Here is a 24,981-nt window from a genome sequence, read left to right as displayed (position 1 = left end):
CTGTCGTGACTCTGCGCCTTTTCGACACCGAGACGCGGACCCTGCGTGACTTCACGCCGCTGGTCCCCGGCCACGCTTCGGTGTACCTGTGTGGCGCCACGGTGCAGGGCGAACCTCATATCGGGCATCTGCGCAGTGGCGTCGCCTTCGACGTACTGCGAAGGTGGTTGGGCGCCAACGGTTTCGACGTCGCGTTCATCCGCAATGTCACCGATATCGACGACAAGATCCTGCACAAGGCCACCGAGCACGGCCGGCCCTGGTGGGAGTGGGCCGCCACCCACGAGCGGGCCTTCGACCGCGCCTACGGCACCCTCGGCGTGCTGCCGCCGTCCGCGGAACCGCGGGCCACCGGGCACATCACGCAGATGGTAGACATGATGGAACGGCTCATCGAACGCGGGCACGCGTACCCGTCCGAGGGCAATGTCTACTTCGATGTGCTCAGCTTCCCCGACTACGGCAAATTGTCCGGGCACAAGCTCGACGACGTGCATCAGGGCGAGAGCGCCGGGCAGGGCAAGAAGGATCCGCGCGACTTCACGCTGTGGAAGGCCGCCAAGCCCGGCGAACCCAGCTGGCCGTCGCCGTGGGGACCCGGCCGGCCCGGCTGGCATCTGGAATGCTCCGCCATGGCCGAGTTCTATCTCGGACCGGAATTCGACATCCATTGCGGCGGAATGGATCTGGTCTTCCCACACCACGAGAACGAGATCGCGCAGTCGCGCGCGGCCGGGGACGGGTTCGCCCGCTACTGGCTGCACAACGGCTGGGTGACGCTGAGCGGCGAGAAGATGTCCAAGTCGCTGGGCAATACGCTGTCCGTCCCCGCCGTGCTGGAACGCGTCGGCGTGCGGCCCGTCGAACTGCGCTACTACCTGGGCAGCGCCCAGTACGGATCCATGCTGGAGTACTCGGATCAGGCGCTCACCGAAGCGGCCGCCGGCTACCAGCGCGTCGAGGCGTTCATCCAGCGGACCATCGAGCGGGCCGGCGAGGTGCCGGTCGGCACCTGGACCGACGCCTTCGCCGAAGCGCTGAACGAGAACCTCGGAGTGCCCAAGGCGCTGGCCGAGATTCATCGCATCGTGCGCGAGGGCAACAGCGCGCTCGAGGCCGGAGACCTGGAGGCCGCCCGGGCGCACGCCACCCAGGTGCGGGCCATGCTGGGCGTCCTCGGCGTCGACCCGCTGGACCCGCATTGGGCCACCCCCGCCGACTCCACCAATGCGCAACATGCCCTGGACGTGCTCATCGGCGCCGAACTCGACCGCCGTCAGCAGGCCCGCGCCGCCAAGGACTGGACCATCGCAGACCAGGTCCGCGACCGCCTCAAGGCCGCGGGCGTCGAGGTCACCGACACCCCGCAGGGCCCCGAGTGGACGCTGACCAAGGACAATAGGTGAACTCTTCCGCTTCGGCGGAACCCGCCTCGCCCCGGCGAGACGGACCCGGAGCCGGCTCGCGCCGGCACACACGCTGCCCCGGAGCAACGCGGCCCCGCCGTATTGCCTCGCGACAGCACGGAATTCACCGCGCCGCCCCGGGCGCGCGCGGAATCCCCGCGCCGCAGTGCGGCGGAACGGACCTCGGGCTGCCGTGCGGCCGCGACGAGTTCCGGCCCGCCGCGTCTCGGCGCGGGACCTCTCGCAGCCCCACGGCCGCGCGGAGTCCGGATCGCCGCCCACGCGGCGGGACGAACTCCTCGCGACAACACGGCGACAGAGGCCACCCTCGCCGCCAACGTGGCGGCACGGACTTCGCGAGCCCGGACGGCATCGGGAGGTTCGAACTCGCCGCCGCGGCGGCGGGAATGGAGTCACGAACGGTTACGGCCGGGCGAGACTCCGCGCGCTGCTCCCGGGCGGCGTGGACACGGACAGGGCGCAGCCGTTCGCTGCGCCGACCGGAGGCAGGTCTCCCGCATGATCGATCGGAGCGGGTACGTCCCGCGGCCGGTGCGAAGCGGGTTACCCGCGTGACACGGAAGGCGAAGTGATGGCAGGCAATTCACAGCGGCGCGGTGCGACCCGCAAGACGGGGTCCAAGAAGGGGCAGACCGTCGGGTCCGGCGGGCAGCGCCGGCGCGGGCTCGAGGGGAAGGGTGCGACGCCCAAGGCGGAGGACCGGACCTATCACGCCGCGGCGAAGCGCGCGAAACTGCGGGCCAAGGCGGACGCCGCGACCGCGACCACGCGGGCGCGCAATGCGAGCCGGCCGACGGTCGGACGCAAGGACGGTGAGGGACCCGAGCTGGTGCTCGGCCGTAACCCCGTGGTCGAATGCCTGCGCGCCGGCGTGCCCGCCACCGCGCTGTACGTGGCCGTCGGCACCGAGAACGACGACCGGCTCACCGAATCGGTGAAGATCGCCGCCGACACCGGTATCTCGATCCTGGAACTCCCGCGCACCGACCTCGACCGCATGAGCAACAACGCCATGCATCAGGGCCTGGCGCTGCAGGTGCCGCCCTACCGCTACGCGCATCCGGACGACCTGGTCGACCGTGTCCATGCCGATGGCGGGCAGGCACTGCTGGTGGCGCTGGACAACATCACCGACCCGCGCAACCTGGGCGCGGTCGTTCGCTCGGTCGCGGCGTTCGGCGGGCAGGGCGTGGTGATCCCGCAGCGCCGCAGCGCCAGCGTCACCGCCGTCGCCTGGCGGACCAGTGCGGGCGCGGCCGCCCGGCTGCCCGTCGCGCGCGCCACCAATCTGACTCGCACCCTGAAGGATTGGGCGAGCAAGGGCTATCAGATCGTCGGCCTGGACGCGGGCGGCGATACCACCCTCGACGAATTCGACGGCACCGCACCGACGGTCATCGTCGTCGGCTCGGAGGGCAAGGGCCTGTCCCGGCTGGTCCGCGAAACCTGCGACTCGATCCTCAGCATCCCGATGGCGGGTCCGGTCGAATCGCTCAATGCGTCGGTCGCCGCGGGCGTGGTCCTGGCCGAGGTGGCTCGCCAGCGCCGCATCTGAGGCCACCGGCCGGAGAGCACGCCGATCCACCGCTGCCGCACACCGCTTCCGACTGAAGAGTCGACTGACCGGTAGGTGAATGCGATTGCGCGCCAATGCCGTTGACGGCATCGGCGCGCATTCGCGTTTCACGGGTGCGAAGTGGGCGAATACCGCGGATCCGGTGGCGTGTCGCGGAGCCATCGGCGAAGTGGCGCAAGCAAACACCGCGCGTCAGGGTGCCCGGGGCGGGGTGCGACCGTAAAATCGGGCGGTGGTCATACCTCAGCAGCCCATCGGGAATCCCGTCGAGCACGAGTATGCGACGGCGGTGTTGTTGCTGGGGGCGCTCAGCGTGTTCTGCTGCGGAATCCTGGGACCCATCGCCTGGGTGCTGGGACGGCGGGCACTGAACGAGATCGACGCGTCCGGAGGCGCACAAGGTGGCCGCATTCAGGTCATGGTCGGGCACATTCTGGGGATCATCGGCACCATCCTGATGGTGTGCACCGCGATCCTGGCCCTGCTGCTGACCATCGGCGGGCACGGGTAACGCGCCCGCACCCGCTCAGTCCAGGCCCGGGCGGGGACCCGAACCGGTGATCGCGTCCCAGGCCGGCCATTCCGAACTGACGCTGCCGTTCCACTTCGGCTGGCGGCGGTCCTTGAGCGCGGCCACGCCCTCACCGCCGTCGGAGCTCTTGGCCACGTAGTCGTTGAGTTCGGTTTCCAAGCGGCCCACGGTTTCCGGATCCATGGTGGGCGCCTCCCACAGCAGGCGCTTGGACAGCGCCACCGGCAGCGGCGCCGAACCCTGCGCGATATCGTGCGCCACCTCGAGGGCCTGCGGCAGCACCTCGGCGGCATGCAGGCAGGCATTGGCCAGGCCGAGCGCCTTGGCCTCCTCGCCGTCGAAAGTACGGCCGGTGAGCAGCAGATCGGCGGCACGGGCGCTACCGATCAGGCGCGGCAGGGTCCAATGCGCGTAACCGCCGGGCAGGGCGCCGCGGCGAACCTGGTTGAGGCCGTACACGGCGTCGCGGGCGAAATACCGGATATCGCATTGCAGGGCGATCTCCAGGCCGATACCGACGGCATGCCCGTTGACCGCCGCGATGACCGGCTTCCTGATCTTGAAGGGTGGCGGGTCGATGAGGCCCCTGACCTCACCGACCTGCAACGAGAGATCCGCGCCCGCGCAGAACGCGGGCGGAGTTCCGGTCACGACCACGGCCCCGATGGCATCGTCGTTGTCGCAACGGCGTAGCGCCGCACCGAGATCCGACGCCATGGCCGGAGTGACCGCGTTCTGCTGGGCGGGCCGATTGAGCGTGAGCACCGCGACGCCACCGGAGACATCCACGTGCAGTTCCGAACTCATGCCGGTAAATCCTAGTCATGCCACCCACGGCACGCCCGGGTACAGCGGTTATCCCCGCAAGATCTGCCGCCCGATGGCGTACTTGTGCACCTCGGTGGGGCCGTCGTAGAGGCGGAAGGCCCGCATATCGCGGAAGATCATCTCCACCACCGTCTCATCGCTGATGCCGATCCCGCCGAGCACCTGCACACAGCGGTCGGCCACCTTGAACAGTTCCTCCGACACGTACGACTTGGCGATCGAGGATTCGTGGCGGGCCTTGTGGCCCTGATCCATCAGCCAGCAGGCGTGCCAGATGGTGAGGCGGCACTGATGCAGCGCGATCTCGTTGTCCGCCAACATGAACGACACGCCCTGATGCTCGCCGATCGGCTTACCGAACGCCGTGCGGGTCTTGGCGTAGTCGACCGCGATGGCCTGCGCGCGTTCCGCCGCACCGAGCCAGCGCATGCAGTGCGTGAGACGGGCCGGCGCGAGACGCAGCTGCGCGTAGCGCAGGGCCTGCCCGGTCTCGCCGAGCACGGACTCGCGGGGCAGCACCAGATCGTCGAACTGCACGACCGCGTGGCCGCCGACGTAATTGCGGTCCATCGTGTTCATGATCCGCTCGATGACGATGCCCGGCTGATCACCGTCGGTGAGGAACAGGGTCGGGCCCTCGGGCAGGTGCGGGTTGGCGGCCAGGCGGGCCATGATGATCCAGGTCTTCGCGCCGTCCGCGCCGGTGATCAGCCATTTGCGGCCGTTGACGGTGAAGTTCTCGCCGTCGAAGGTGGCCTCGGTGGCGAGCTGATCGGGGTCCGAGCCGGCGCCGCCGGGCTCGGTCATGGCGAAGACGGAACGCTGGTTGCCGTCGATGACCGGCTGCAGGTAGGCCTCCACCTGCCGCTCGTTCGCGATCTTCGAGAGCAGGAACATATTGCCCTCGTCGGGAGCGGCGCAGTTCATGGCGACCGGGCCCAGGGTGGACCAGCCGGCAGCCTCGTACAGCACCGCCTGCTCGACGTGGGTGAGACCGCGGCCGCCCAGCTCCTTGGGGGCCTGAATGGTCAGCAGGCCCTCTTTGCGGGCCAATTCGACCATTTCCTGGCGCAATTCGTCATTGGGGCCGTGGGCGGTCAGGCGCGGGTCGCGCTCGAAGGGAACGATCTTGTCGATGACGAACTGCCGGACCCGATCACGTTCGGCAGCGAGGTCGGCGGGTATCGAGAAGTCGATCATCGTGGTCACCATTCCGTCATTGGGGTGCGTCGCGCCCGAGCATACGACGGTTCACCCCGAAGACTGAAGGCAGCCGCCTTCATTTGAGGACGCGGGCCAGGAACCCTTCCACTTCGGCCCGGTACGCGGCCGGTTGATCGTCGTGCACGAGATGCCCGGCATCCGGTACCACCACATGCCGGGCAGCCGGATGCACCTCGGCCATCTGCCGCATCTGACCCGGCGGCGTGATGGTGTACTCACCCTCCAGGAGCAGAACGGGGACGGTGATGGACTTCCACTGCGCCCAGAAGTCGCGGGTCCCCCACTCCTCGGAGATATCCCGGAAGGTCGGGACCTCGCCGTGCAGGCGGTAACCATCCGGGCCGTGGATGAACGAGTCCATGAAATACCGGCCCGCGACCGGGCCGAAGAATTCGAGCATGGCCGCCTCGTCCGGAAACGGTTGCGGCCACGCCGCGATCATGGCCGCCCAATGAGTCGCGGTGCGGCCCTGGAAATCCGGGGCCATATCCTCGACCACCAGCGCCCGCACCCGATCCGGATGCGCCGCGGTGAACATCCAGCCGTGCAGGCCGCCCATGGAATGACCGATCACCACCATGGGTTCGGTGATCTCCGCGGTGGCCGCCGCCAGATCGGCCACGAAGGCCTCCGTGGTCGGTTCGCGCGGCGCCGGACGGCCGTGACCCGCGGCATCGAACGTGTACACATGCCCGTATTCGCGAATCCAGTCCAGCTGGCTCCGCCAGGTGCGGGCACTGCCCATCAAACCGTGCAGCAGCAGGATCGGAACGCCGGCGCCGCCTTCGTCGTACAACATCACCTCGAACGATACGACGCGGAAAATCCGCCGCGAAAGACGAGTGCGCTCGCCGCGGGAGCCGCGGCGGGCGCGAGGGGGGAAGGGTGGGGCCCGGGGGTAGATTCGCTCGCATGGCAGTCGTCAAGATCAACGCAATCGAGATTCCCGAGGGCGCCGGCCCTGAGCTGGAGAAGCGCTTCGCGGCGCGGGCGCACGCGGTCGAGAACTCGCCCGGGTTCCTCGGCTTCCAGCTGCTCCGCCCGGTCTCCGGCGACAACCGGTATTTCGTTGTCACCCAGTGGGATTCCGAAGAGTCCTTCGCGGCGTGGCGGGACGGGCCGGCCCGCGAGGCGCATGCCGGTCAGGCCCGGCAGCCGGTCGCCACGGGCGCCTCGCTGCTGGAGTTCGAGGTAGTGCTCGACGTGGCGGCCAAGAACAACTGAGCCGCGCTAAGCGCGCACCGGCGCCAGCACGTCGGTGAGCCACAGGGTGACCTTGTGCAGCAGCCATTCCGCCGGACCGCGGCGGAAGACGCTGCGCCACAAGGTCGCCAGCAGCAGTGACCCGATCGCCAGCAGCGCCAGCAGTTCCCAGCCGGGGCCGTGCAGGCCACCCGGCAGGACCTGCGCATCCGGGTCCACCGGCATCGGCACCAGCACCCGGACCGCGATCATCTGCAGGATGTAGAGGCTCAGGGCGCAGGAACCCGCGTAGATCAGAGGGCGCAGCGGCAGCTCCGCGAACCGGGTCACGGCCATCAGGACGCCGATCACCAGGAAAGCCGTACCGGTCGCACCGAGCACCTCGAACGGGGTGCCGCTGTGCGGGGAGGCCACGGTCAGCCACCACCAGCTCGTCGTGGACACCGAGCCGAAACCGCCCACGTCGATGATCAGGCCCGGATCGAAATCGGTCACCCCCGCCTCGGCCATACCCTGGGTGAGCAGGTCGACCAGATGCGCCCGGCCGCCACCGGGATGCTGGATCAGCCACGACCCGCCGTAACCGAGCAGCGCCAGCAGCGCACCCGACGCGGCCACCGGAACCGCACGCAGGGAACGAATTCCGAGTCTGCCCATGGCCAGGCCCGCCAGCACGAACGGCATCCACGAGATGGCCGGATAGGTGCCGGTCAGCAACAGCATCTCCGCCATCTCCCGCAGACCCGACAGGGATGTGAACATCTCGAACACCGGATGACCGCCGAACTGGTTCTGCTCCATATGACTTCGGATCACGAACGACACGATGGGCCCCGCGATCGCCCACACCAGGGCGAGCAGGGCGAGCGTGCGCGCACTCAGCCGCAGCAGTGGCAGGGCGAGCAGGAAATAGACGCCGTAGTAGGCCAGGATGATCATGATCCCGATACCCGAATGCAATTGCGCCAGCACCAGACCCAGCACGAAGATGAGCACCGCGCGCGACGCGATGCGAATCACGCTGCGGCGGGCCGCGATTCCGGTGTAAGGGTGGTCGCCGCCGGACAGCAGGGCCAGCGACACCCCCGCCAGCACCGCGAACAGGGCCGCCGAACGGCCCTCGAACAGCGACAACCAGTGGAATCCGGGGCCTTCGGGCGGTGGCCCCACATGCACGGCGAACATGCCCAGCACCGCGATACCGCGTGCCGCATCGAGCGCGAGAATGCGCGGCAGCGAATTCCCGGCATGCTCGGATTCGGATTTCTCCACTGCGGTCGCGGCTCCCATGAATGCCAGGTTATGGGCATAAATGGAGATACGGCCAGCAGAAATCGGTAATTCCAGCCAGAAATAGCCGAAATGGTTAGTCCCCGGCTAACTATCGGATCAGCCGGGGACCACGAGCACTACGCCCGGAGAGGCAACGACCTACGCCTCGAAGGTGGCATCCAGTTCGATGGTGTCCACACCCGAGAGCGCCTTGGAGACCGGGCAGCCCGCCTTGGCCGCCTCGGCGGCGGTGAGGAAGCCCGCGGCGTCGATACCGGTCGCCCGGCCCGCCACCGTCAGCTTGATCTTCGAAATGCGGAAGCCGCCCGCCGGATCCGGGCCCAGCGTGACCTCCGCGGTCACATCCAGGCTCTGCGGCGTGGCGCCCGCATTAGCCAGCTGACCCGACAACGCCATGGCGTAGCAGGAGGAATGCGCGGCCGCGATCAGCTCCTCGGGGCTGGTGGTGCCGTCGGCATTGTCGGCGGCGCGCTTCGGGAACGAGACGTCGTACTTGCCGACACCGGAGCTGACCAGCTCGACCTGACCGGAGCCGTCCTGCAGGCCGCCGGTCCAAGCGGTGCGCGCGGTACGTGTAGGCATCACTGTCCTTTCGATTCGGTGAGAAGCCGTATGGCCTCGAACCTACCCCGCGCTAGACGGTGGCGGCGGCGCGATGATCCCAGCGTTCCAGGATCCGAGGCCAGGATTTCTCGTGCCGGTCACGTACCGCGGCGCTGGGGAAGCCCGCATGCGTGAGCAGCAGGGCCGTACCCGCGCCGTGCGCCGAGAACTCCACGGTGAGAACGGTTTCCGCACCCTCGGTGGCATGCGTGACCCAGGACAGCTCCACCAAGCCGTCCGGCACCAGACGCAGGAACCGCCCGTAATGCGGGACACCACCGCCCGCCGTGAAGAAGAACGGCTGATTCACCTCGGCGCGCATCAGCACCGAACCCGGATCGGCGAACCACAACCCGAACTGCTGAGTGGCCATCCGATACAACTCGACGGGCGAAGCCGCCATGATGCGCTCCGCGACCAGGAAGAACGGCCGCGCGGAAAGATCAGGGGGCCGGATCGGCGCAACGTCCATGGCCGAGCACCATACCGCCCGCCGCCGCAGTCACCCGGGATTGGTGACTGCGGCGGCGGGCGGTTCGCGGCAGGCTCACGCCATATCGCGGCGGTGGATCAGCCACACCGTGCCTGCTGCGAACAGGATGGCGTAGCCGGCCAGCCAGAGCAGCGACTCACCTCGCGAGAGGATGTGCAGTACCCCGGGTGTGGCCTCGCCGCTGACCGTGCGCAGCGAGCCCGCCAGGGAGCCGGCCGCGGTGCCGGGGAGGTGATCGGTGATCGCCTTGATGGGTGAGAAGACCTCGGCCACGCCGCGCAGCAGGTTCTCCACCACGAGTACCCAGACGAGGCCCAGTCCGACCGCCAGGGCCGGACCGCGGGCGATCGCGCCCACCAGGCCGCCGGCCAGCGTCCACATGCCCAGAATGGCGGTGCCCGAGACGATTCCGAGCAGGATACGCCCCGCGGACGGGAGGGCGAGCGACTGTCCTTGTGTCGCAGCGATGACCGCTGCCACGCCCGTATCGACCACGAAGGCCGTCACCACCAGCGCGACCACCGTCAAGGCCAGGCTCAGCACCACCGCGCCGACCGCCGCCGACCGCGAGGGCCCCTGGGTGAGCACCGTTTTCCAAGTGCCCCAGCCGTATCCGCTGCCCACCGCCAGCGCACCCAGCACCAGCATGAGCGCGCCACCGAACATGGCCATGCCCTGCGTGTACACCTCCGGGACCGCCGCCGGCAGCATCTGCTGCAGCAGTACGGCCTTGGGCTGGCCGTCCGACATGCGGGTACTGCTGCCGGTCGTGTACGCCAGATAGTTGAACAGGTAGGCGAAGGTGAGGTTCAGCAGGATCCAGGTGCCCAGCACGATCCAGAACGCGGGCCACTTCCGCAGGCGCAGCAGTTCCGCGCGGGTACTCGCCACCAGGCCGGCCCAGTCGCTCGCCGGAGCGGCGGCGCGGGCTCTCGTCATCAGGTCGGTCATTTCGCCGTCTCCGTCATCTCGAAAAAGACTTCTTCCAAGGACTTTTCGTCACTGCGCAGTTCCAGCAGATCCGCGCCGGACTCGATCACCGCACGCGCCACCGCGGGCGCCTGCACCACACCGGCATCCACCCTGATGCCGGTGCTGGTCAGCAGCGCGGACCGATCCCCCACCACCGCGCGCACCGCCGGAAAGGCCAGTTCCAGCGGATCGGCGCGCACCAGCAGCGTTGCGGCGCCGCGCAATTCCCGCACCGTGGACTGGGCCAGGAGCTTCCCCCGATCGATGACGCCGACGCGATCACAGATCTCCTGCACTTCGCTGAGCAGGTGACTGGACAGCACGACGGTGTGCCCGTCGGCGGCGAGTCCGGTGATGAGCTCCCGCATCTCGGCCATACCGGCCGGATCCAGGCCATTCGTTGGTTCATCGAGAATCAGCAGGTCAGGGCTGCCGAGCAGGGCTGCCGCGACACCCAGGCGCTGCTTCATACCGAGGGAATAGGTGCGGAACCTGTCGTCACCGCGGTCCCGGAGGGCGACCCGGGCCAGTACATCCTCGACCTGGGGGCGGCCGACGCCACGGTAGTGGGCCAGCACCCGCAGATTGTCGCGGCCCGACAGGTAGGGGTAGAAACCCGGACCCTCGATGAGAACGCCGATGCGGCGCAACGCATCCGGATCACCCGGCTGCTTGCCCAGCACCAGCGCCGCACCCGACGTCGGCCGGATGAGGCCGACCAGCATGCGCAAGGTGGTGGTCTTCCCCGCCCCGTTCGGGCCGAGGAAACCGTAGATCTCGCCGCGCTGGACGCGCATGCTCACGGCATCCACGGCGGCGTGCGGGCCGTAACGCTTGGTCAACCGGTCGGTGGCCACGATCGCGCTGCCGGTGGCCTCGGATGCTGCTTCGCTCATACCTACAAGACTCGGCGTGGCGGCGCGGTAAAACATCCGCCGCACAGCGCTATCCGGCATACGTATCCGCACGTATTTCGGCGTGACACGGTGCCACTCCGGGGTATACGGCGCTACGGTGCAGCTATGGACATACGCGGGGGATGGCTGATACGCCGGGACGTGTTGCCGGCCGTCGCCGTCGGCGCGATCCAGCTCCTGTTCGGGACGCTGGCCAATCGGCACGCGAACGTGCCGCGCGAACTCGACCCCCTGGGATACGCGCTGCTCGTGGCCGGTCCACTGCTCCTGGCGGTGCGCCACCGCTACCCCGTACCGGTGTTCTACGGGACGCTGGCCGCCGCCGTCGCATACCTATTGGTCGGGTACGGCTACGGGCCGATATTCATCTCCCTCGTCATCGGGTTCCTCAGCGCCGCCGTCCGCGGATCACGCTGGTACACCTATCCTTTCGTCGCCGTCGGCTACCTGCTCATGGTGTGGCCGGTCCCGCACTGGCGCGGATACCACACCGGCTCCTGGCAGGAATTCGGGCTGCTCGCCTGGCTCGTCGTCCTGGTGGCCGCCGCCGAAGGCCTCCGGCAGCGGAACGCCGCCATGACCGCACGCCGGCAACGCGAAGAGGAGGCCCGGCGCAACGAACAGGCGCAGCGGGAGCGCGAACGCGCCGAACAGGCCCGCGAACTCGCCGAACGCGAACAACACGCCAGCGAGGAACGCCTCGCCATCGCCCGCGACCTGCACGATGTCCTTGCCCACAGCCTGTCCCTCATCAACGTGCAATCCTCGGTGGCGCTGGAACTGCTCGACCGCAAACCCGAACAGGCCGCGACCGCTCTCGCCGCCATCAAGACCGCCAGCCGGGACGCGCTCGGCGAGGTACACGCGCTGCTCGGCTCCATCCGCGCCGGCACCGGCATCATCGCCGCGCCCACCACACCCACCGTCGGCATCACCGACCTCGACGGCCTCACCGCACCCGCGCGCGCCGCCGGACTCGTGGTGCACACCATGGTCACCGGCGGGCCCCGCCGGCTCCCCGCCGTCGTCGACGTCGCGGCCGCCCGCATCGTGCAGGAATCCCTCACCAATGTGGTCCGGCACGCACCCGGCGCGAGTGTGCTTGTCACCCTGCACTATTCCGCCGAACGACTGCAGCTCACCATCGACAACACCCGGCCCGAGAAACAACCCGCACCGCAATCCCCCACCGGCGGGCACGGCATCACCGGCATGAACGAACGCGCCAGCGCCCTCGGCGGCCAGCTCTCCGCCAAACCCAAGGCCGACGGCGGCTTCCGCGTCGCCGCCCGCCTGCCCACCCACCTCGCCCACCCCGAACCCGCCGCCTGAGCACGGCAGACGGGAGCATCATGACAGTCCGGGTAGTCATCGCCGACGATCAAGCGCTGGTCCGCGCCGGATTCGTGGCCCTGCTCGACGCGCAGGACGATATCGACGTGATCGGCGAAGCCGACAATGGCGAACAGGCCCTGCGGCTCGCCCGCGAACTCAAACCCGACGTCGTGCTCATGGACATCCGCATGCCCGTCCTCGACGGCCTCGCCGCCACCCGCGCCATCGCCGCCGACGCCGACCTCACCACCGTGAAAGTGGTCGTACTGACCACCTTCGAACTGGACGAGTACGTGTTCGAGGCCATGCGCGCCGGCGCCACGGGATTCCTCGTCAAACACACCGAACCCGCCGACCTCCTCAAGGCCGTCCGGGTGGTCGCCGGCGGCGACGCCCTGCTCTCCCCCAGCGTCACCCGGCGGCTCGTCGCCGAATTCGCCACCCACGCCAAACCCGCGCCACCCGAAACCCTCTCGGAACTCACCGAACGTGAACGCGAGGTGATGATCCTCGTCGCCGAGGGCCTCACCAACGCCGAAATCGCCGAACGCCTCTACATGAGCCCCGCCACCGCCCGCACCCACGTCAGCCGAATCCTGCTGAAACTCAATGCCCGCGACCGCACCCAGCTCGTCGTCATGGCCTACGAATCCGGACTGGTGCGACCGGGCTGGCAATAGCGCCGCGCCGGCAGGGCTACTCGCCCGGATTCGATTGCTGACGCTCCGCATCGGTGAAACCCCGCTTACCGCGCCGGGCGTGCGACCGCGCCTCCGGCCCCTCCTGCAAGCGTGCCGAATACGCCGAAGCAGCCCGGAACACACCCGAAACACCCTGGGGCGCAGCCGCATAGGTGATCGAATCCGTCGGGGAGAAGCCCATCCGGGTGCCGATCGCGACCGCGTCCATGTTCGCGCCGAGGAACAGGAAATTCCACTTGTAGACCTCCTGCTGCTGAGTGATCAACGCCTTCACGGCATCGTGCGTCCATTCGGCACTGGAGTTCTCGTGACCATCGGTGAGCACCACGACGATCACCGTGCCCGGGCGGTCATCCGCACCGCGCGCAGCCAATTCGGCCCCGGTATCGGTGACCAGGCGGCCGACCGCGTCGTACAGAGCGGTCATGCCACGCGGCTGCAGGTTCAGCGGCGGCACCTCCGCGAGGGGCCGATTCGCGTACACCAGTTGGTATTCCGTATCGAACTGGGCGAGAGTGACCTCGATCCGCTTCGGGACCTCGCGCTGCTGCTCCATATAGGCGGCGAACCCGCCCTCGGTGTCCGACTTGATGGATTGCATGGACCCGGACCGGTCCAGTAGTACCGCAATGAGAGTGCGGTCAGGATTCGTCATGTGGTGGCTCCCCCCGGAGTCGATTCGTGCGAACGACCCCCACCGTACCCGCGCGGGACTACACCGCCTCCTCATTTTCCAGGCCACGCCGGATGGCCTGCTCCACAGGCGAATACCCACCGTCCGGGCGGTCCAGGACACACGGCTCACGCAGCAGCAGCGGCGGTTGCGCCATGAACTTCGGGCGGCCGATGCGATTGGGCTGGGCGGAGTGGATCAGGAAGGGATGACAGAGGTAGACGTCGCCGGCCTTGCCGGTGGCCAGGGCCTCGGGGAGATCGTCCAGGGAGGTGTAGAAGTCGTGCAGATCGAACATGGTGGTCCCCTCCGCACCGAACGGCTGCAGGGCCGCGGCGAGCCGCCGATGCGAGCCCACCCGGATGCGGGTCGGCGCGTCGTCGGTGTCCACATCGGAGAACAGGAACAACATCAGCAGGGCACGGCCTTTGGAGAAGACGTTCACCCGCCAGCTGAGGTAGTCGTCCGGCGCGGCATCGCCCGGGAAGCTCACATCGACATGCCAGCCGGTGTCACCGGGCGGCTCCGGGCTCGGAAAGCGAATCGGCCAGCTGCCCAGGCTCTTCCGGGGGAACCAGCGACCGGCGCCCACCAGCTGATCGAAGGCCTCGAGCAACACGGGCGCGGTGACGGCGCGCGCGAAGGGCTCCTCCGCCCGGTCCCAGAGCCGAATGACCGGCCGGGTCCAGGTGGCCGGATCCGCCGGATCGCATCCGGTTGCCCGCCACAGGATTTCCCGGCCCGCAGCGGCCACGTCCCGCGGAAACGCGCCTTCGAGGCGGACGAAACCCTCGGAGATGAATGCCGCGACCTGATCGTCGGTGAGCATGCGGTCCTTTCGTATCGGCTGCTCCGAGAATGACCGGGAGCCACCGATACTCGCCACCGAATTTCCCGCGGTACGCGAAAGGCCCCGCTCCCCAAGGGGGAACGGGGCCTTCGCTCGTACTGCCTACTCGCCCGAGGCGGCAGCCGGGGCGTCACCCGCGAGGGCGGCGACCGGCTTGTCCTCGACGGCCTCGTCGGTCTTCTTGGTCAGCTTGGCCTTGGCGCTGAAGGTGAACTTCGCCGCCTCGCCCTGGCCTTCGCCATCCCAGTTCTCGACATCCACCACCACGACCTGACCGGGACCGATCTCGCCGAAGAGGATCTTCTCCGACAACTGGTCCTCGATCTCGCGCTGGATGGTGCGACGCAGCGGCCGCGCACCGAGCACCGGATCGAAACCGCGCTTGGCCAGCAGGCTCTTCGCCTGCGGAGCCAGCTCGATCTCCATGTCCTTGTTCTTCAGCTGCTTGGCGACGCGGCCGATCATCAGGTCGACCATCTGGATGATCTGATCCTGGGTCAGCTGGTGGAACACGATCACGTCGTCGATGCGGTTGAGGAACTCGGGCCGGAAGTGCTTCTTCAGCTCGTCGTTGACCTTGAGCTTCATCCGCTCGTAGTTCGAGCCCTCGGCATTGCTCTGGGCGAAGCCGAGGCCGACCGCCTTCGAGATGTCCGAGGTACCGAGGTTCGAGGTGAAGATCAGCACGGTGTTCTTGAAGTCGACCGTACGACCCTGACCGTCGGTGAGCCGGCCATCCTCGAGGACCTGCAACAAGGTGTTGTAGATCTCCTGGTGAGCCTTCTCGATCTCGTCGAACAGCACCACCGAGAACGGCTTCCGGCGCACCTTCTCGGTGAGCTGGCCGCCCTCCTCGTAGCCCACGTAGCCCGGAGGGGCACCGAAGAGCCGCGAGGCGGTGAAGCGGTCGTGGAACTCGCCCATGTCGATCTGGATGAGCGCGTCGTCATCGCCGAACAGGAAGTTGGCCAAAGCCTTCGACAGCTCGGTCTTACCGACACCGGACGGACCGGCGAAGATGAACGAGCCCGACGGACGCTTCGGATCCTTCAGACCGGCGCGAGTACGGCGGATGGCCTTGGAGACGGCCTTGACCGCATCCTCCTGGCCGATGATCCGCTTGTGCAGCTCGTCCTCCATGCGGAGCAGACGGGTGGTCTCCTCCTCGGTGAGCTTGAACACCGGAATACCGGTCCAGTTGGCCAGCACTTCCGCGATCTGCTCGTCGTCGACCTCGGCCACGACATCCAGATCGCCGGAGCGCCACTGCTTTTCACGCTCGGCCCGCTTGGCGACGAGCTGCTTCTCCTTGTCGCGCAGGCGCGCGGCCTTCTCGAAGTCCTGCGCGTCGATCGCGGATTCCTTCTCCCGGCGCGCCTCGGCGATCTTGTCGTCGAATTCGCGCAGGTCCGGCGGTGCGGTCATGCGACGGATACGCATCCGGGCGCCGGCCTCGTCGATCAGGTCGATCGCCTTGTCCGGCAGGAAGCGGTCGTTGATGTAGCGGTCCGCGAGGGTGGCCGCCGCGACCAGGGCGCCATCGGTGATGGAAACCCGGTGGTGCGCCTCGTAGCGGTCACGCAGACCCTTGAGGATGTTGATGGTGTGCTCGACCGTCGGCTCGCCCACCTGGACCGGCTGGAACCGGCGCTCCAGGGCGGCGTCCTTCTCGATGTACTTGCGGTACTCGTCGAGGGTGGTGGCGCCGATGGTCTGCAGCTCACCGCGAGCCAGCTTGGGCTTCAGGATCGAGGCCGCGTCGATGGCGCCCTCGGCCGCGCCCGCACCCACCAGGGTGTGCAGCTCGTCGATGAACAGGATGATGTCGCCGCGGGTATTGATCTCCTTGAGCACCTTCTTCAGGCGCTCCTCGAAATCACCGCGGTAGCGGCTGCCCGCGACCAGGGAACCCAGGTCGAGGGTGTACAGCTGCTTGTCCTTCAGCGTCTCCGGCACTTCACCGTTGACGATGGCCTGCGCGAGACCCTCCACGACGGCGGTCTTACCGACGCCGGGCTCACCGATCAGGACCGGGTTGTTCTTGGTACGGCGGCTCAGCACCTGCATGACGCGCTCGATTTCCTTCGAGCGGCCGATGACCGGGTCGAGCTTGCCCTCGAGGGCGGCCTGGGTCAGGTTGCGGCCGAACTGGTCGAGCACCAGCGAAGTGGACGGCGTACCCGCCTCACCACGCGAGCCCGAACCCTCGACCGGCTCCTTGCCCTGGTAGCCCGACAGCAGCTGAATGACCTGCTGACGCACGCGGTTGAGATCCGCGCCCAGCTTCACCAGCACCTGCGCCGCGACGCCCTCACCCTCACGGATGAGACCGAGCAGAATGTGCTCGGTGCCGATGTAGTTGTGGCCGAGCTGCAGGGCCTCCCGCAGCGACAGCTCCAGCACCTTCTTGGCACGCGGGGTGAAGGGAATGTGACCGGACGGCGCCTGCTGGCCCTGCCCGATGATCTCCTCCACCTGCGACCGCACACCCTCCAGCGAGATGCCAAGGGATTCCAGCGACTTCGCCGCGACACCCTCGCCCTCGTGGATCAGGCCCAGCAGGATGTGCTCGGTGCCGATGTAGTTGTGGTTGAGCATCCGGGCCTCTTCTTGGGCCAGGACAACGACCCGCCGCGCGCGGTCGGTGAACCTCTCGAACATCGCTCCCTCACTCTCCTGCTCCGCCTACTACGGCATCCGGCGCTTCAGACCCTGTGCTGCCCTTCTGGTCGCCAGCCTGCCATGAAGCCCTGGGGTTGCATCCCCCTGGCCTCCACTCTAGTTGCCAGGGGTCTCGCCCGTCGTCCGTCCACCCTATTGCGAAGCGGCGACAGTACGACTCATTCACTCATAACGGGGCAGTTGCGCAGACCGTTTCCGATTCGGCTACGCCCACAGCGAACACGCCGGTCAGCGGAACGAAACCCGGGGCCCGGCCGGCGGCCGGACCCCGGTTCGGATTCGGAACCCCTATCCGGTGAGGGGTGGAATGAACTCACACGGCACCGAATGCGGATGCCGCGGATCGAGCGCGTTGAGCGCGAAGGCGGCCGCGCGCGGGCTGCCCGCGATGCCGGCATGCTCCGAGTAATCGCTCGCGCAACCGTCCTGCACGAGGATGTTCGTGACGCCCGGACCGGGCACCAGGCCGACGGTGTACGGGACCACCGCTTCGTCGTAGGCGGTCTCGATATTGGTGTAAGTGACCGACGGATCGTAGACGCCGTCGGCGTTCAGGTCGGTCATGAACCGGCCACCGCCCAGCATCTCCGAGCAGGCCAGGCAGATGCCCGCGCCGAGCGCGCTGTCCACGGTGTCGCCGGAAATGCCCAGCCGGGCGGCGAAGGCGCGGACCGTGCCCATCTGATTCCCGTAGGTGCCCAGCCAGGGCGACGCGATGGCGACGAACTTGTTCACCTCACCGCGGCCGCCGAGCCGCTTGATGAAGTAATCGGCGACGATATTGCCCTGCGAATGGGCGATGATGTCGACCTGCGCGGCCCCGGTCGCGGCGCGCACCCGGTCCACGAAGCCGGTGAGCTGGGCGGCGCTCTCCTCGATCGGGCGCATGCCGCCGATGGCCGACAGCGGCCAGGGCACGTTCAGCGCACCGTAGGTGAGCGAGTAGACGCAGTAGCCCTCATTGGCGAGCAACGGGACGTAGACGCCCCAATTGGTCTGCGCGCCACCGCCGGTGCCGTGCACCAGGACGACCGGATCGGGGTGTGCGGCGGTCGGCTTGCAGTTCCAGTCGTTCGAACCGGGCAGTGAGCCACCGGGATTCAGCAGCTCGTTCGGAATGCCCGAGAAGAAGTTGTATGTGACCGGGTATTCCGCGTGCGCGGTGCCGCTCGTTCCGGCCATGAGCACCGCGAAGATGATCATGAGCAGCAGTGATCCCGGCGATCGGCGCAGCAGTATCCGTCGCATGTTCCCTCCCAAACTAGAACGCGTTCCGACAACGTAAACGGAAACAAGCACGAAGGATGGAATACTGGCGGGTAGGTTCTGCAACTCGTTCCAGTACAGGAAAACGGCGGCGGCCGGGACCCGCTGGCGGCTTGTGTTGCCGCACATCGGGTCCCGGCCACCGCCGGATCGGACCGTGAACTACGGTCGGCCCGTGGGGAATCCGGGCTGCTGCATCGGCGCCCACACCTGCTGGGCCGGATGTGCCGGGTAGATCGGCTGGGCCGGTCGCGCCTGCTGGGCAGGCTGGGTGACCGCGGCCTTCGCATGCTGGGTGCCCGAGACGAACAGCGCACCCATCAGCACCAGGAACGCCAGGGTGTGGATCACCGCGCGGACGATGTTCCAACGCACCCAGGACGTTTCGAAGTGGGCGCGGACCGCGGCCAGATCGGCGATGTGCGCGGGATCGCCGGCATTGGCGAGCTGCGTGTTGAGGGGCACGTTCACCCCCGAGGTCACGAAGAAGGCGATCACATTGAGCAGCAGCGCCACCGCGAGCCAGAGCAGCGTGGTGCGCGCACCCCTGCCCAGGTGCAGGGCCGCCGCGAGCACGGTGAAGCCCACCGCGCCCATGAACGCGAACATGAACCACGGATTGATGATGACCACGTTGATCCGCTGCATCACGTCCACGAAGGTGCGGTCATCGCCCTGACCCAGGGCCGTCATCACCGAGGTCGCGTAGGCGAAGAACACTCCGGCGATCAGTCCGGTCGTCAGTGTCGCCGCCACCAGCGAGGCCGTGCGAAGTGCAAACATCGTTGTCTCCTGACTGGATCCGCCACCCGGATAATGCCTGGGTGAACACTGATTTCAGTCAACAGGAGCAGGGACTCGACCTACATCGCTCAGAAGCTCGGGGACATCCGTGTGCGTCTCACTCCTGAGAGTGAGTCAGAGATCCCGCTCGGAGATGACGCCGGACTGCATGGCCAGATTGGCCAGGCGGACCCGCTTCTGGTTCTGCGGCAGGTCCTCGACGCCGAATTTGGCGAACAGGGCGCGCAGATGCGTCTTGATGGCGTCCACGGACAGGAACAGCTCGGCCGCGATCTGCTGATTCGAGGCCGGTGAGGCGAAGCCGTCGTTGCCGCGCAGCGGGCGGCACAGGGCGATCAGGACCGAGCGCTGAGTCTCGGTGAGCGAGCGCAAGGTTGGCAGGCCACCGGTGGAGGTCTGGGTGATATCGCCTGCGGCGCCGCTGAAGTCGTGGAAGGTGACGCGGGAGGTGCCCATGCGGATGACGTCGCCGGGCTGCAGGCGGTGACGACCGACCAGTCGGTCTCCATTTACGAAAGTGCCGTTCCGCGAAAGCCCGTCATCCACAATTGTCCAGTGCGCACCCAGATATTCAGCGGTAGCGTGCAACCGGGACACCTCGACATCCCACGCCAGGGACAGATCCGCCTGCGGCGACCGGCCGATGGTGATACGTGGCTGGTCAGGCGACAACATCAGCTCGTGCTGCCGGCCCTCGTGATCCTTCACCCGAAGGAATGAACCCTGGAATGCGGTCACTGCGCCGATACCTCTTCCCTAGTTCCAGCCAGTGACTTCGTCCGCACAGATTCAATGGTGCACGCACACACCGGCGCGAGCAAGATCGCGCGAACTTGCGGGTCCAGGGGGTTTCAGGGGCGTGCCCCCGCGGACCCCCGGAGTTCCTTCGGAGTTATACGCAAAGCGTATGAAAAACCACTGCCGCCCGGGTTCGCACGAACACCCGGACGGCAGTCGAATCGGCGACTAGTTCTTCGCAGCAGCCTTGTTGTAAGCCTCGGTGATGTCCGCGGAGATACGTCCACGAGCCGACACCTTGTGCCCATTACGCCGCGCCCATTCCCGAATGGCCGCGCTTTGTTCGCGATCGATCGAGACCCGGTTCTTCGGGCCTGCGGTCGGCGCACCCGCCACCTTGGTCCGGCGACGCCCGCTCACCCGGCGAGCTGCCGCGACCCAGGTCTCCAACCCATCCCGCAGCTTGGCCGCATTCGCCGTCGACAAGTCGATCTCGTACGAGACGCCATCGATAGCGAACTCGATGGTCTCGTCCGCGATGGACTCACCGTCGACATCGTCGATCAAGCTAACGGTGACCTTCTTTGCCATGAGATGAACGTCCTCTCGAAATCGTGCGACCCGCATAGTCAGGCCGATTACCCGACGCCACAATACCGCTAATTCCGATAGTCCCAGAACGGGCCTCGGTAATGCAATCCCACAACTCTATCGAGCAGCCGGACGCACAATTGGAAAGAGTATCGTTTCCCGGATTCCGTGACCAGTCAGGGCCATCAGCAAACGGTCGATACCCATACCCGTTCCGGTCGTGGGCGGCATACCGTGCTCCATCGCCGTGAGGAAGTCCTCGTCCAGCCGCATCGCCTCGTCGTCACCCGCCGCGGCCAAACGCGCCTGATCCATGAACCTTTCGCGTTGGATGACCGGATCCACGAGTTCCGAATAGCCCGTGGCCAGTTCGAAGCCGCGCACGTACAGGTCCCACTTCTCGGTAACTCCGGGCTTGCTGCGATGCTGACGAGTCAGCGGCGAGGTCTCCACCGGGAAGTCGCGAACGAAAGTCGGCGCGTACAGCTTGTCGCCGTACACGTGCTCCCACAGTTCCTCGACCAGTTTGCCGTGACCGTAGCCCTTGCCCGACGGAATTTCCAGACCGACTCGATCCGCCAGCGCCAGCAATTCCTCGACGGACGTTTCCGGCGTGACGTCCACACCGATCGACTCCGAGAGCGACGGGTACATCTCCACCGTCGCCCACTCGCCGGACAGATCGTATTCGGTGCCGTCGGCAAGTGTCACCACCTGCGTGCCGAACGCCTCCTGCGCGACTTCCTGGATCAATTCCCGCATCATCTTCGCGGAATCGTCGTAGGTGCCGTACGCCTCGTAGGTTTCCAGCATTGCGAACTCCGGGGAATGCGTGGAGTCCGCGCCCTCGTTCCGGAAGTTCCGGTTGATCTCGAAGACCTTCTCGATGCCGCCCACCACACAACGCTTCAGGAACAGCTCCGGCGCGATACGCAGGAACAACTCCATGTCCAGCGCATTCGAGTGGGTCACGAACGGACGGGCCGCCGCACCACCGTGAATGGTCTGCAGCATCGGCGTCTCGACCTCGAGGAAACCCCTGCGCTCCAACGCATTCCGCAGCGCGCGCACGGCCGCGACGCGGGTGCGGGCCATCTCGCGGGCCTCCGGGCGCACGATCAGATCCACATAACGCTGCCGGACCCGGGACTCCTCGTTCATCTCCTTGTGCAGCACCGGCAGCGGGCGCAGCGACTTGGCCGCCATCGACCAGGAATCGGCGATGACACTCAATTCGCCTCTGCGCGAAGAGATCACCTCACCGTGCACGAACACGAAGTCACCCAGATCGACATTGGTCTTCCAGGCCGCCAGCGCGTCCTCGCCGACACCGTTCAGGCTGATCATCACCTGTAACTGGGTGCCGTCACCCTCCTGCAGCGTCGCAAAACACAGCTTGCCGCTATTCCGGACGAAAATGACGCGACCGGCAATGCCGACCATCAGCCCCGTCTGCGTATCCGGCGCCAAATCCGGGTATGCGGCGCGAATTTCCGCGAGCGAGTGGGTGCGATCCACCACCACCGGGTAAGCCTCGCGGCCCTCCGCCAGCAACCGCTCGCGCTTCTCCCGGCGAATCCGCATCTGCTCCGGGACGTCTTGGTCGGCAGCAGGCGCTACACCACGATTTTTCTCGGCAGGAGGCGTGGTGTCGGAGGGAGAAGGGGGGTGGGGGGTGCTCACGGGACTCAAGCCTATCCTGCGGCGGAAATTCAATTTTCCACCGCCCGGGCAAACGGAAACCCGCCCCCGAACCGGACGGTTCGGGGGGCGGGCGGACTTGCGCGGAAAGGGCCGGTTCAGACCCAGGCGAGCGTCGCCACCTCACGTTCGAAATGCGGGGCGGTCTGGGCGACCATGAGCAGCCCGGCCGTCTTCAACGCCTGATATCCGCCCTCCAGATCGGTCGCCCGGCGCAGGCCCAGCTGCTGCAGGGAAGCCGCCGCGAGACTGGAGGTGTACCCCTCCGAGCAGACGATGATCCATTCGATGTCATGGTCGGTAGCCAGCGCCAGCCGTGCGGAACTCGACGGATCCAGCCGCCATTCCAGCACATTCCGTTCGATCACCAGCGCACCCGGCAGCGTGCCCTCCCGCAGGCGCTGCGCCTGCGGCCGAATATCCACCAGAATGGCGCCGCGGGCGATGGCCTGCGGCAATTCGATGGGAAGCAGGCGACGCAACTGCCGCCGGGCGTGGTCGAGCATGCCGTCGATCGTCAAGTGGGTCATTCGAGGTCACCTTCGGGCTGGTCGGTGAGAACGGAACGGGTGCGGCGCAGGGTGCCGTGGCCGGTGACCTCGTAATAGGACATGGCCGTCAGCGGCGGGGAATACGCGTGCACGCTGAGCGTGGGATTCAGTGGGCCGGTGACGCCGGCTTCCTCGTCGGGGGCGCGGACGACATCGTGCACCCAGCCCAGCGGGAACGAGGCCTGATCGCCGGCCACCAGGGTGCGGCGGCGCAGGTCGGTGCCGTTCCAGCGGTATTCGGCGAGGGCGCCGGACAATACCGTCAGCGCGCCCAATGAGCCTGCGTGATCGTGTAATTCGGTGTACTTGTCCTTGACCCAGCTGATCAGCCAGACATCCACCTCGTCATCCGCGAGGAGCCTGGTGGCCCAGCGGTTTTCGGTGGGCCAGAGGCCGCTGTCCGGCAGTAGGTGGTCGTAGCGGCCCTCCAGCACGTCCTGGGCGCCCTCATCGGTCAGGCGCAGCAGGTCGGCGGGGCGTAGCCGGGTGGGGAGGGCGGACGCGGTGGCACGCTCGGTCACCTCGGGCAGCAGCCGGGAGGCGGGCTCGGGGTGCCCGGAAACAGAAAGGGAGAGAACAGAGGACCGCATGAGCGAAACTCCAAGGAATGTGTGGTGGTCGAGGGCTATACGAAGCCTCGACAACAGCCGAGGCGGGTCAGCCTCGACAACACTCCTGGGTGGTCACGCGGAAATACACGTTCGGGAGTCTAACAGCGCATCCCCGGGAAGCAATAGAGCCCCCCGGGAGGACTGCGTCACAAACAAACTATTTGGTCCGGCGTTGCTGGTTGCGCTCGTAGACCAACCGCAGACCCTCCAGGGTCAGATGCGGCTCGTGATGCTCCAGCGTCTCCGACTCCGGCACGATCAGCGCCGCCGTCGGACCCGTACCCACGATCGCCACATCGTCGCCGGAGAACGCGTCGAATTCGTCCCGAATACGGTCGATCAACCCATCCACCAGGCCCGCGAAACCGAACACCGCACCCGACTGCATGCATTCCGCCGAGTTCTTACCCACGACCGAACGCGGCCGGGCCAACTCCGCACGCCGCAGCGCCGTACGCGCAACCAGCGCCTCCGTGGAAATCTCCACACCCGGTGCGATGCTGCCGCCCAGGAATTCCCCCTTGGCGGAAACCAAATCCACACAGATGGCACTACCGAAATCCACCACGATCGCCGGCGACCGGAAACGGTGATACGCCGCAAGACAATTCACGATCCGATCCGCGCCGACCTCCTTCGGATTGTCCACGAGCAGCGGAATACCCGTACGCACACCGGGTTCCACCAGCACATGCGGAACATGACCCCAATATCGGGACATCATCTCCCGCAGTTCCCGCAGCACCGGCGGCACCGTGGACAACGCCGAAACACCCATCACCTGATCCGCATCCGCGCCGATCAAACCCCGCACCTGCAAGGCGAATTCATCCGCCGTCAGCAGCGGATTGGTGTGCGTCCGCCAGGTCTTCGCCAGCTCGGCGTGCTCACCGCTGCCGGTGAACAGGCCCAGTTCGATACTGGTATTGCGGACATCGATGGTCAGCAGCATGACCGCGCTGTTTCTCCGTTCCCGCCGCGGCGGTTCATCGTGCGAAAGACAGCGAACGCGGCGAGGTCAGACCGGAACCCTCCGGGGCGTGCGCCGGATCCGAACCCAGCTCCACCTGACGGTTCCGCTCGTCCACGAACACCACCCGCGGGCGGTATTCCTTCAGCTCGGCCTCGTCCATCATGCCGTAGGCGATCAGGATCACCAGATCCCCCGGATGCACGAGATGCGCTGCGGCGCCGTTGATTCCGATCACGCCGGAACCCCGCTCACCCGCGATCACATACGTCTCCAGGCGAGCGCCATTGTCGATGTCGACAATGCAGACCTGCTCACCCTCGAGCAGATCCGCGGCATCGAGCAGATCCTGATCCACCGTCACCGAACCCACATAATGCAGATCCGCGTGAGTCACCGTGGCGCGGTGGATCTTCGACTTCATCATGGTGCGCAACATC

At 67.1% G+C, this 24,981-nt stretch carries 26 protein-coding genes; 6 read left to right on the top strand and 20 right to left on the bottom strand.

Annotated features, from left to right (window positions below; translation table 11 throughout):
* The first annotated feature begins 5 nt into the window (after window positions 1-5).
* From cysS to ACIP5Y_RS34800, 3 genes are all read left to right on the top strand, one after another.
* Window positions 6-1,406 (top strand): cysteine--tRNA ligase, encoded by a 1,401-nt coding sequence (gene cysS, locus ACIP5Y_RS34810; RefSeq protein WP_400356633.1) that lies wholly within the window; start codon window positions 6-8, stop codon window positions 1,404-1,406.
* Window positions 1,407-1,998: 592 nt separating this feature from the next.
* Window positions 1,999-2,982, top strand: coding sequence for a 23S rRNA (guanosine(2251)-2'-O)-methyltransferase RlmB (gene rlmB / locus ACIP5Y_RS34805; protein WP_400356632.1), 984 nt, complete (start codon window positions 1,999-2,001; stop codon window positions 2,980-2,982).
* 253 nt (window positions 2,983-3,235) lie between these two features.
* Window positions 3,236-3,514 (top strand): DUF4190 domain-containing protein, encoded by a 279-nt coding sequence (locus ACIP5Y_RS34800; protein ID WP_400356631.1) that lies wholly within the window; start codon window positions 3,236-3,238, stop codon window positions 3,512-3,514.
* A 15-nt stretch (window positions 3,515-3,529) separates the two neighbouring features.
* On the opposite strand, the gene ACIP5Y_RS34795 is transcribed toward ACIP5Y_RS34800, so the two are convergent.
* The 3 genes from ACIP5Y_RS34795 to ACIP5Y_RS34785 all read right to left on the bottom strand — a co-directional run bounded on the left by ACIP5Y_RS34795 (window position 3,530) and on the right by ACIP5Y_RS34785 (window position 6,386).
* Window positions 3,530-4,342, bottom strand: coding sequence for an enoyl-CoA hydratase/isomerase family protein (locus tag ACIP5Y_RS34795; protein WP_400356630.1), 813 nt, complete (start codon window positions 4,340-4,342; stop codon window positions 3,530-3,532).
* Between the two features lie 48 nt (window positions 4,343-4,390).
* Window positions 4,391-5,563 (bottom strand): acyl-CoA dehydrogenase family protein, encoded by a 1,173-nt coding sequence (locus ACIP5Y_RS34790; RefSeq protein ID WP_400356946.1) that lies wholly within the window; start codon window positions 5,561-5,563, stop codon window positions 4,391-4,393.
* Window positions 5,564-5,642: 79 nt separating this feature from the next.
* Complete coding sequence (locus ACIP5Y_RS34785; RefSeq protein WP_400356629.1) at window positions 5,643-6,386, bottom strand: alpha/beta fold hydrolase; 744 nt, start codon at window positions 6,384-6,386, stop codon at window positions 5,643-5,645.
* 113 nt (window positions 6,387-6,499) lie between these two features.
* Between ACIP5Y_RS34785 and ACIP5Y_RS34780 the strand changes: the two genes are divergently transcribed.
* On the top strand, window positions 6,500-6,811 hold the full coding sequence (locus ACIP5Y_RS34780; RefSeq protein WP_397005308.1) for an antibiotic biosynthesis monooxygenase family protein: 312 nt from the start codon (window positions 6,500-6,502) through the stop codon (window positions 6,809-6,811).
* Between the two features lie 6 nt (window positions 6,812-6,817).
* Here the strand turns inward: ACIP5Y_RS34780 and ACIP5Y_RS34775 are convergent, their stop codons facing one another.
* From ACIP5Y_RS34775 to ACIP5Y_RS34755, 5 genes are all read right to left on the bottom strand, one after another.
* On the bottom strand, window positions 6,818-8,080 hold the full coding sequence (locus tag ACIP5Y_RS34775) for a DUF418 domain-containing protein (protein ID WP_400356628.1): 1,263 nt from the start codon (window positions 8,078-8,080) through the stop codon (window positions 6,818-6,820).
* Between the two features lie 141 nt (window positions 8,081-8,221).
* On the bottom strand, window positions 8,222-8,665 hold the full coding sequence (locus ACIP5Y_RS34770; RefSeq protein ID WP_400356627.1) for an OsmC family peroxiredoxin: 444 nt from the start codon (window positions 8,663-8,665) through the stop codon (window positions 8,222-8,224).
* 52 nt (window positions 8,666-8,717) lie between these two features.
* Entirely contained in the window at window positions 8,718-9,158 is a 441-nt protein-coding gene (locus ACIP5Y_RS34765; protein WP_400356626.1) for an SRPBCC domain-containing protein, read from the bottom strand.
* A 75-nt stretch (window positions 9,159-9,233) separates the two neighbouring features.
* Window positions 9,234-10,130 carry an ABC transporter permease subunit gene (locus ACIP5Y_RS34760; RefSeq protein WP_400356625.1) on the bottom strand — a complete coding sequence of 299 codons (897 nt, stop codon included), beginning with the start codon at window positions 10,128-10,130 and terminating at the stop codon, window positions 9,234-9,236.
* The gene (locus tag ACIP5Y_RS34755) at window positions 10,127-11,047 is read right to left on the bottom strand and encodes an ABC transporter ATP-binding protein (RefSeq protein WP_400356624.1); all 921 of its coding nucleotides are present in this window, start codon (window positions 11,045-11,047) and stop codon (window positions 10,127-10,129) included. The genes ACIP5Y_RS34760 and ACIP5Y_RS34755 overlap by 4 nt, the downstream gene beginning before the upstream one ends.
* A 126-nt stretch (window positions 11,048-11,173) precedes the next feature.
* On the opposite strand from ACIP5Y_RS34755, the gene ACIP5Y_RS34750 reads away from it, so the two are divergent.
* Window positions 11,174-12,400: a sensor histidine kinase gene (locus ACIP5Y_RS34750; RefSeq protein WP_400356623.1), complete on the top strand. Its 1,227-nt coding sequence runs from the start codon at window positions 11,174-11,176 to the stop codon at window positions 12,398-12,400.
* Between the two features lie 20 nt (window positions 12,401-12,420).
* The gene (locus ACIP5Y_RS34745) at window positions 12,421-13,083 is read left to right on the top strand and encodes a response regulator transcription factor (protein ID WP_400356622.1); all 663 of its coding nucleotides are present in this window, start codon (window positions 12,421-12,423) and stop codon (window positions 13,081-13,083) included.
* A gap of 16 nt (window positions 13,084-13,099) precedes the next feature.
* Here the strand turns inward: ACIP5Y_RS34745 and ACIP5Y_RS34740 are convergent, their stop codons facing one another.
* The 12 genes from ACIP5Y_RS34740 to panD form a co-directional block, all read right to left on the bottom strand.
* A complete protein-coding gene (locus ACIP5Y_RS34740; protein WP_400356621.1) occupies window positions 13,100-13,759 on the bottom strand; it encodes a VWA domain-containing protein in 660 nt (219 codons plus the stop codon).
* A gap of 58 nt (window positions 13,760-13,817) precedes the next feature.
* Window positions 13,818-14,606: a phytanoyl-CoA dioxygenase family protein gene (locus tag ACIP5Y_RS34735; RefSeq protein ID WP_400356620.1), complete on the bottom strand. Its 789-nt coding sequence runs from the start codon at window positions 14,604-14,606 to the stop codon at window positions 13,818-13,820.
* 123 nt (window positions 14,607-14,729) lie between these two features.
* Complete coding sequence (locus tag ACIP5Y_RS34730) at window positions 14,730-17,288, bottom strand: ATP-dependent Clp protease ATP-binding subunit (RefSeq protein ID WP_400356619.1); 2,559 nt, start codon at window positions 17,286-17,288, stop codon at window positions 14,730-14,732.
* Window positions 17,289-17,597: 309 nt separating this feature from the next.
* A complete protein-coding gene (locus ACIP5Y_RS34725; protein WP_400356618.1) occupies window positions 17,598-18,557 on the bottom strand; it encodes an esterase/lipase family protein in 960 nt (319 codons plus the stop codon).
* A 180-nt stretch (window positions 18,558-18,737) separates the two neighbouring features.
* Window positions 18,738-19,358 carry a DUF1772 domain-containing protein gene (locus tag ACIP5Y_RS34720; protein WP_400356617.1) on the bottom strand — a complete coding sequence of 207 codons (621 nt, stop codon included), beginning with the start codon at window positions 19,356-19,358 and terminating at the stop codon, window positions 18,738-18,740.
* A 135-nt stretch (window positions 19,359-19,493) separates the two neighbouring features.
* A complete protein-coding gene (locus ACIP5Y_RS34715; protein ID WP_397005334.1) occupies window positions 19,494-20,117 on the bottom strand; it encodes an FHA domain-containing protein in 624 nt (207 codons plus the stop codon).
* Window positions 20,118-20,345: 228 nt separating this feature from the next.
* Complete coding sequence (locus ACIP5Y_RS34710) at window positions 20,346-20,708, bottom strand: Lsr2 family protein (RefSeq protein ID WP_397005336.1); 363 nt, start codon at window positions 20,706-20,708, stop codon at window positions 20,346-20,348.
* Window positions 20,709-20,825: 117 nt separating this feature from the next.
* A complete protein-coding gene (gene lysS, locus ACIP5Y_RS34705) occupies window positions 20,826-22,292 on the bottom strand; it encodes a lysine--tRNA ligase (protein ID WP_400356616.1) in 1,467 nt (488 codons plus the stop codon).
* Window positions 22,293-22,507: 215 nt separating this feature from the next.
* Window positions 22,508-22,939, bottom strand: a complete 432-nt coding sequence (locus ACIP5Y_RS34700) for a rhodanese-like domain-containing protein (RefSeq protein ID WP_397005338.1) — start codon at window positions 22,937-22,939, stop codon at window positions 22,508-22,510.
* Window positions 22,936-23,550 (bottom strand): cysteine dioxygenase, encoded by a 615-nt coding sequence (locus ACIP5Y_RS34695; RefSeq protein WP_400356615.1) that lies wholly within the window; start codon window positions 23,548-23,550, stop codon window positions 22,936-22,938. Before ACIP5Y_RS34695 ends, ACIP5Y_RS34700 begins: the two co-directional genes overlap by 4 nt.
* 178 nt (window positions 23,551-23,728) lie before the next feature.
* A complete protein-coding gene (locus tag ACIP5Y_RS34690; RefSeq protein WP_400356614.1) occupies window positions 23,729-24,523 on the bottom strand; it encodes a type III pantothenate kinase in 795 nt (264 codons plus the stop codon).
* A 34-nt stretch (window positions 24,524-24,557) separates the two neighbouring features.
* Window positions 24,558-24,980 carry an aspartate 1-decarboxylase gene (gene panD / locus ACIP5Y_RS34685; protein WP_400356613.1) on the bottom strand — a complete coding sequence of 141 codons (423 nt, stop codon included), beginning with the start codon at window positions 24,978-24,980 and terminating at the stop codon, window positions 24,558-24,560.
* Window position 24,981 lies beyond the last annotated feature (1 nt).

This window comes from Nocardia sp. NPDC088792 (assembly GCF_044750615.1).
Taxonomy (GTDB): Bacteria; Actinomycetota; Actinomycetes; order Mycobacteriales; family Mycobacteriaceae; genus Nocardia.
This window is presented reverse-complemented; position numbering and strand designations above follow the sequence as displayed.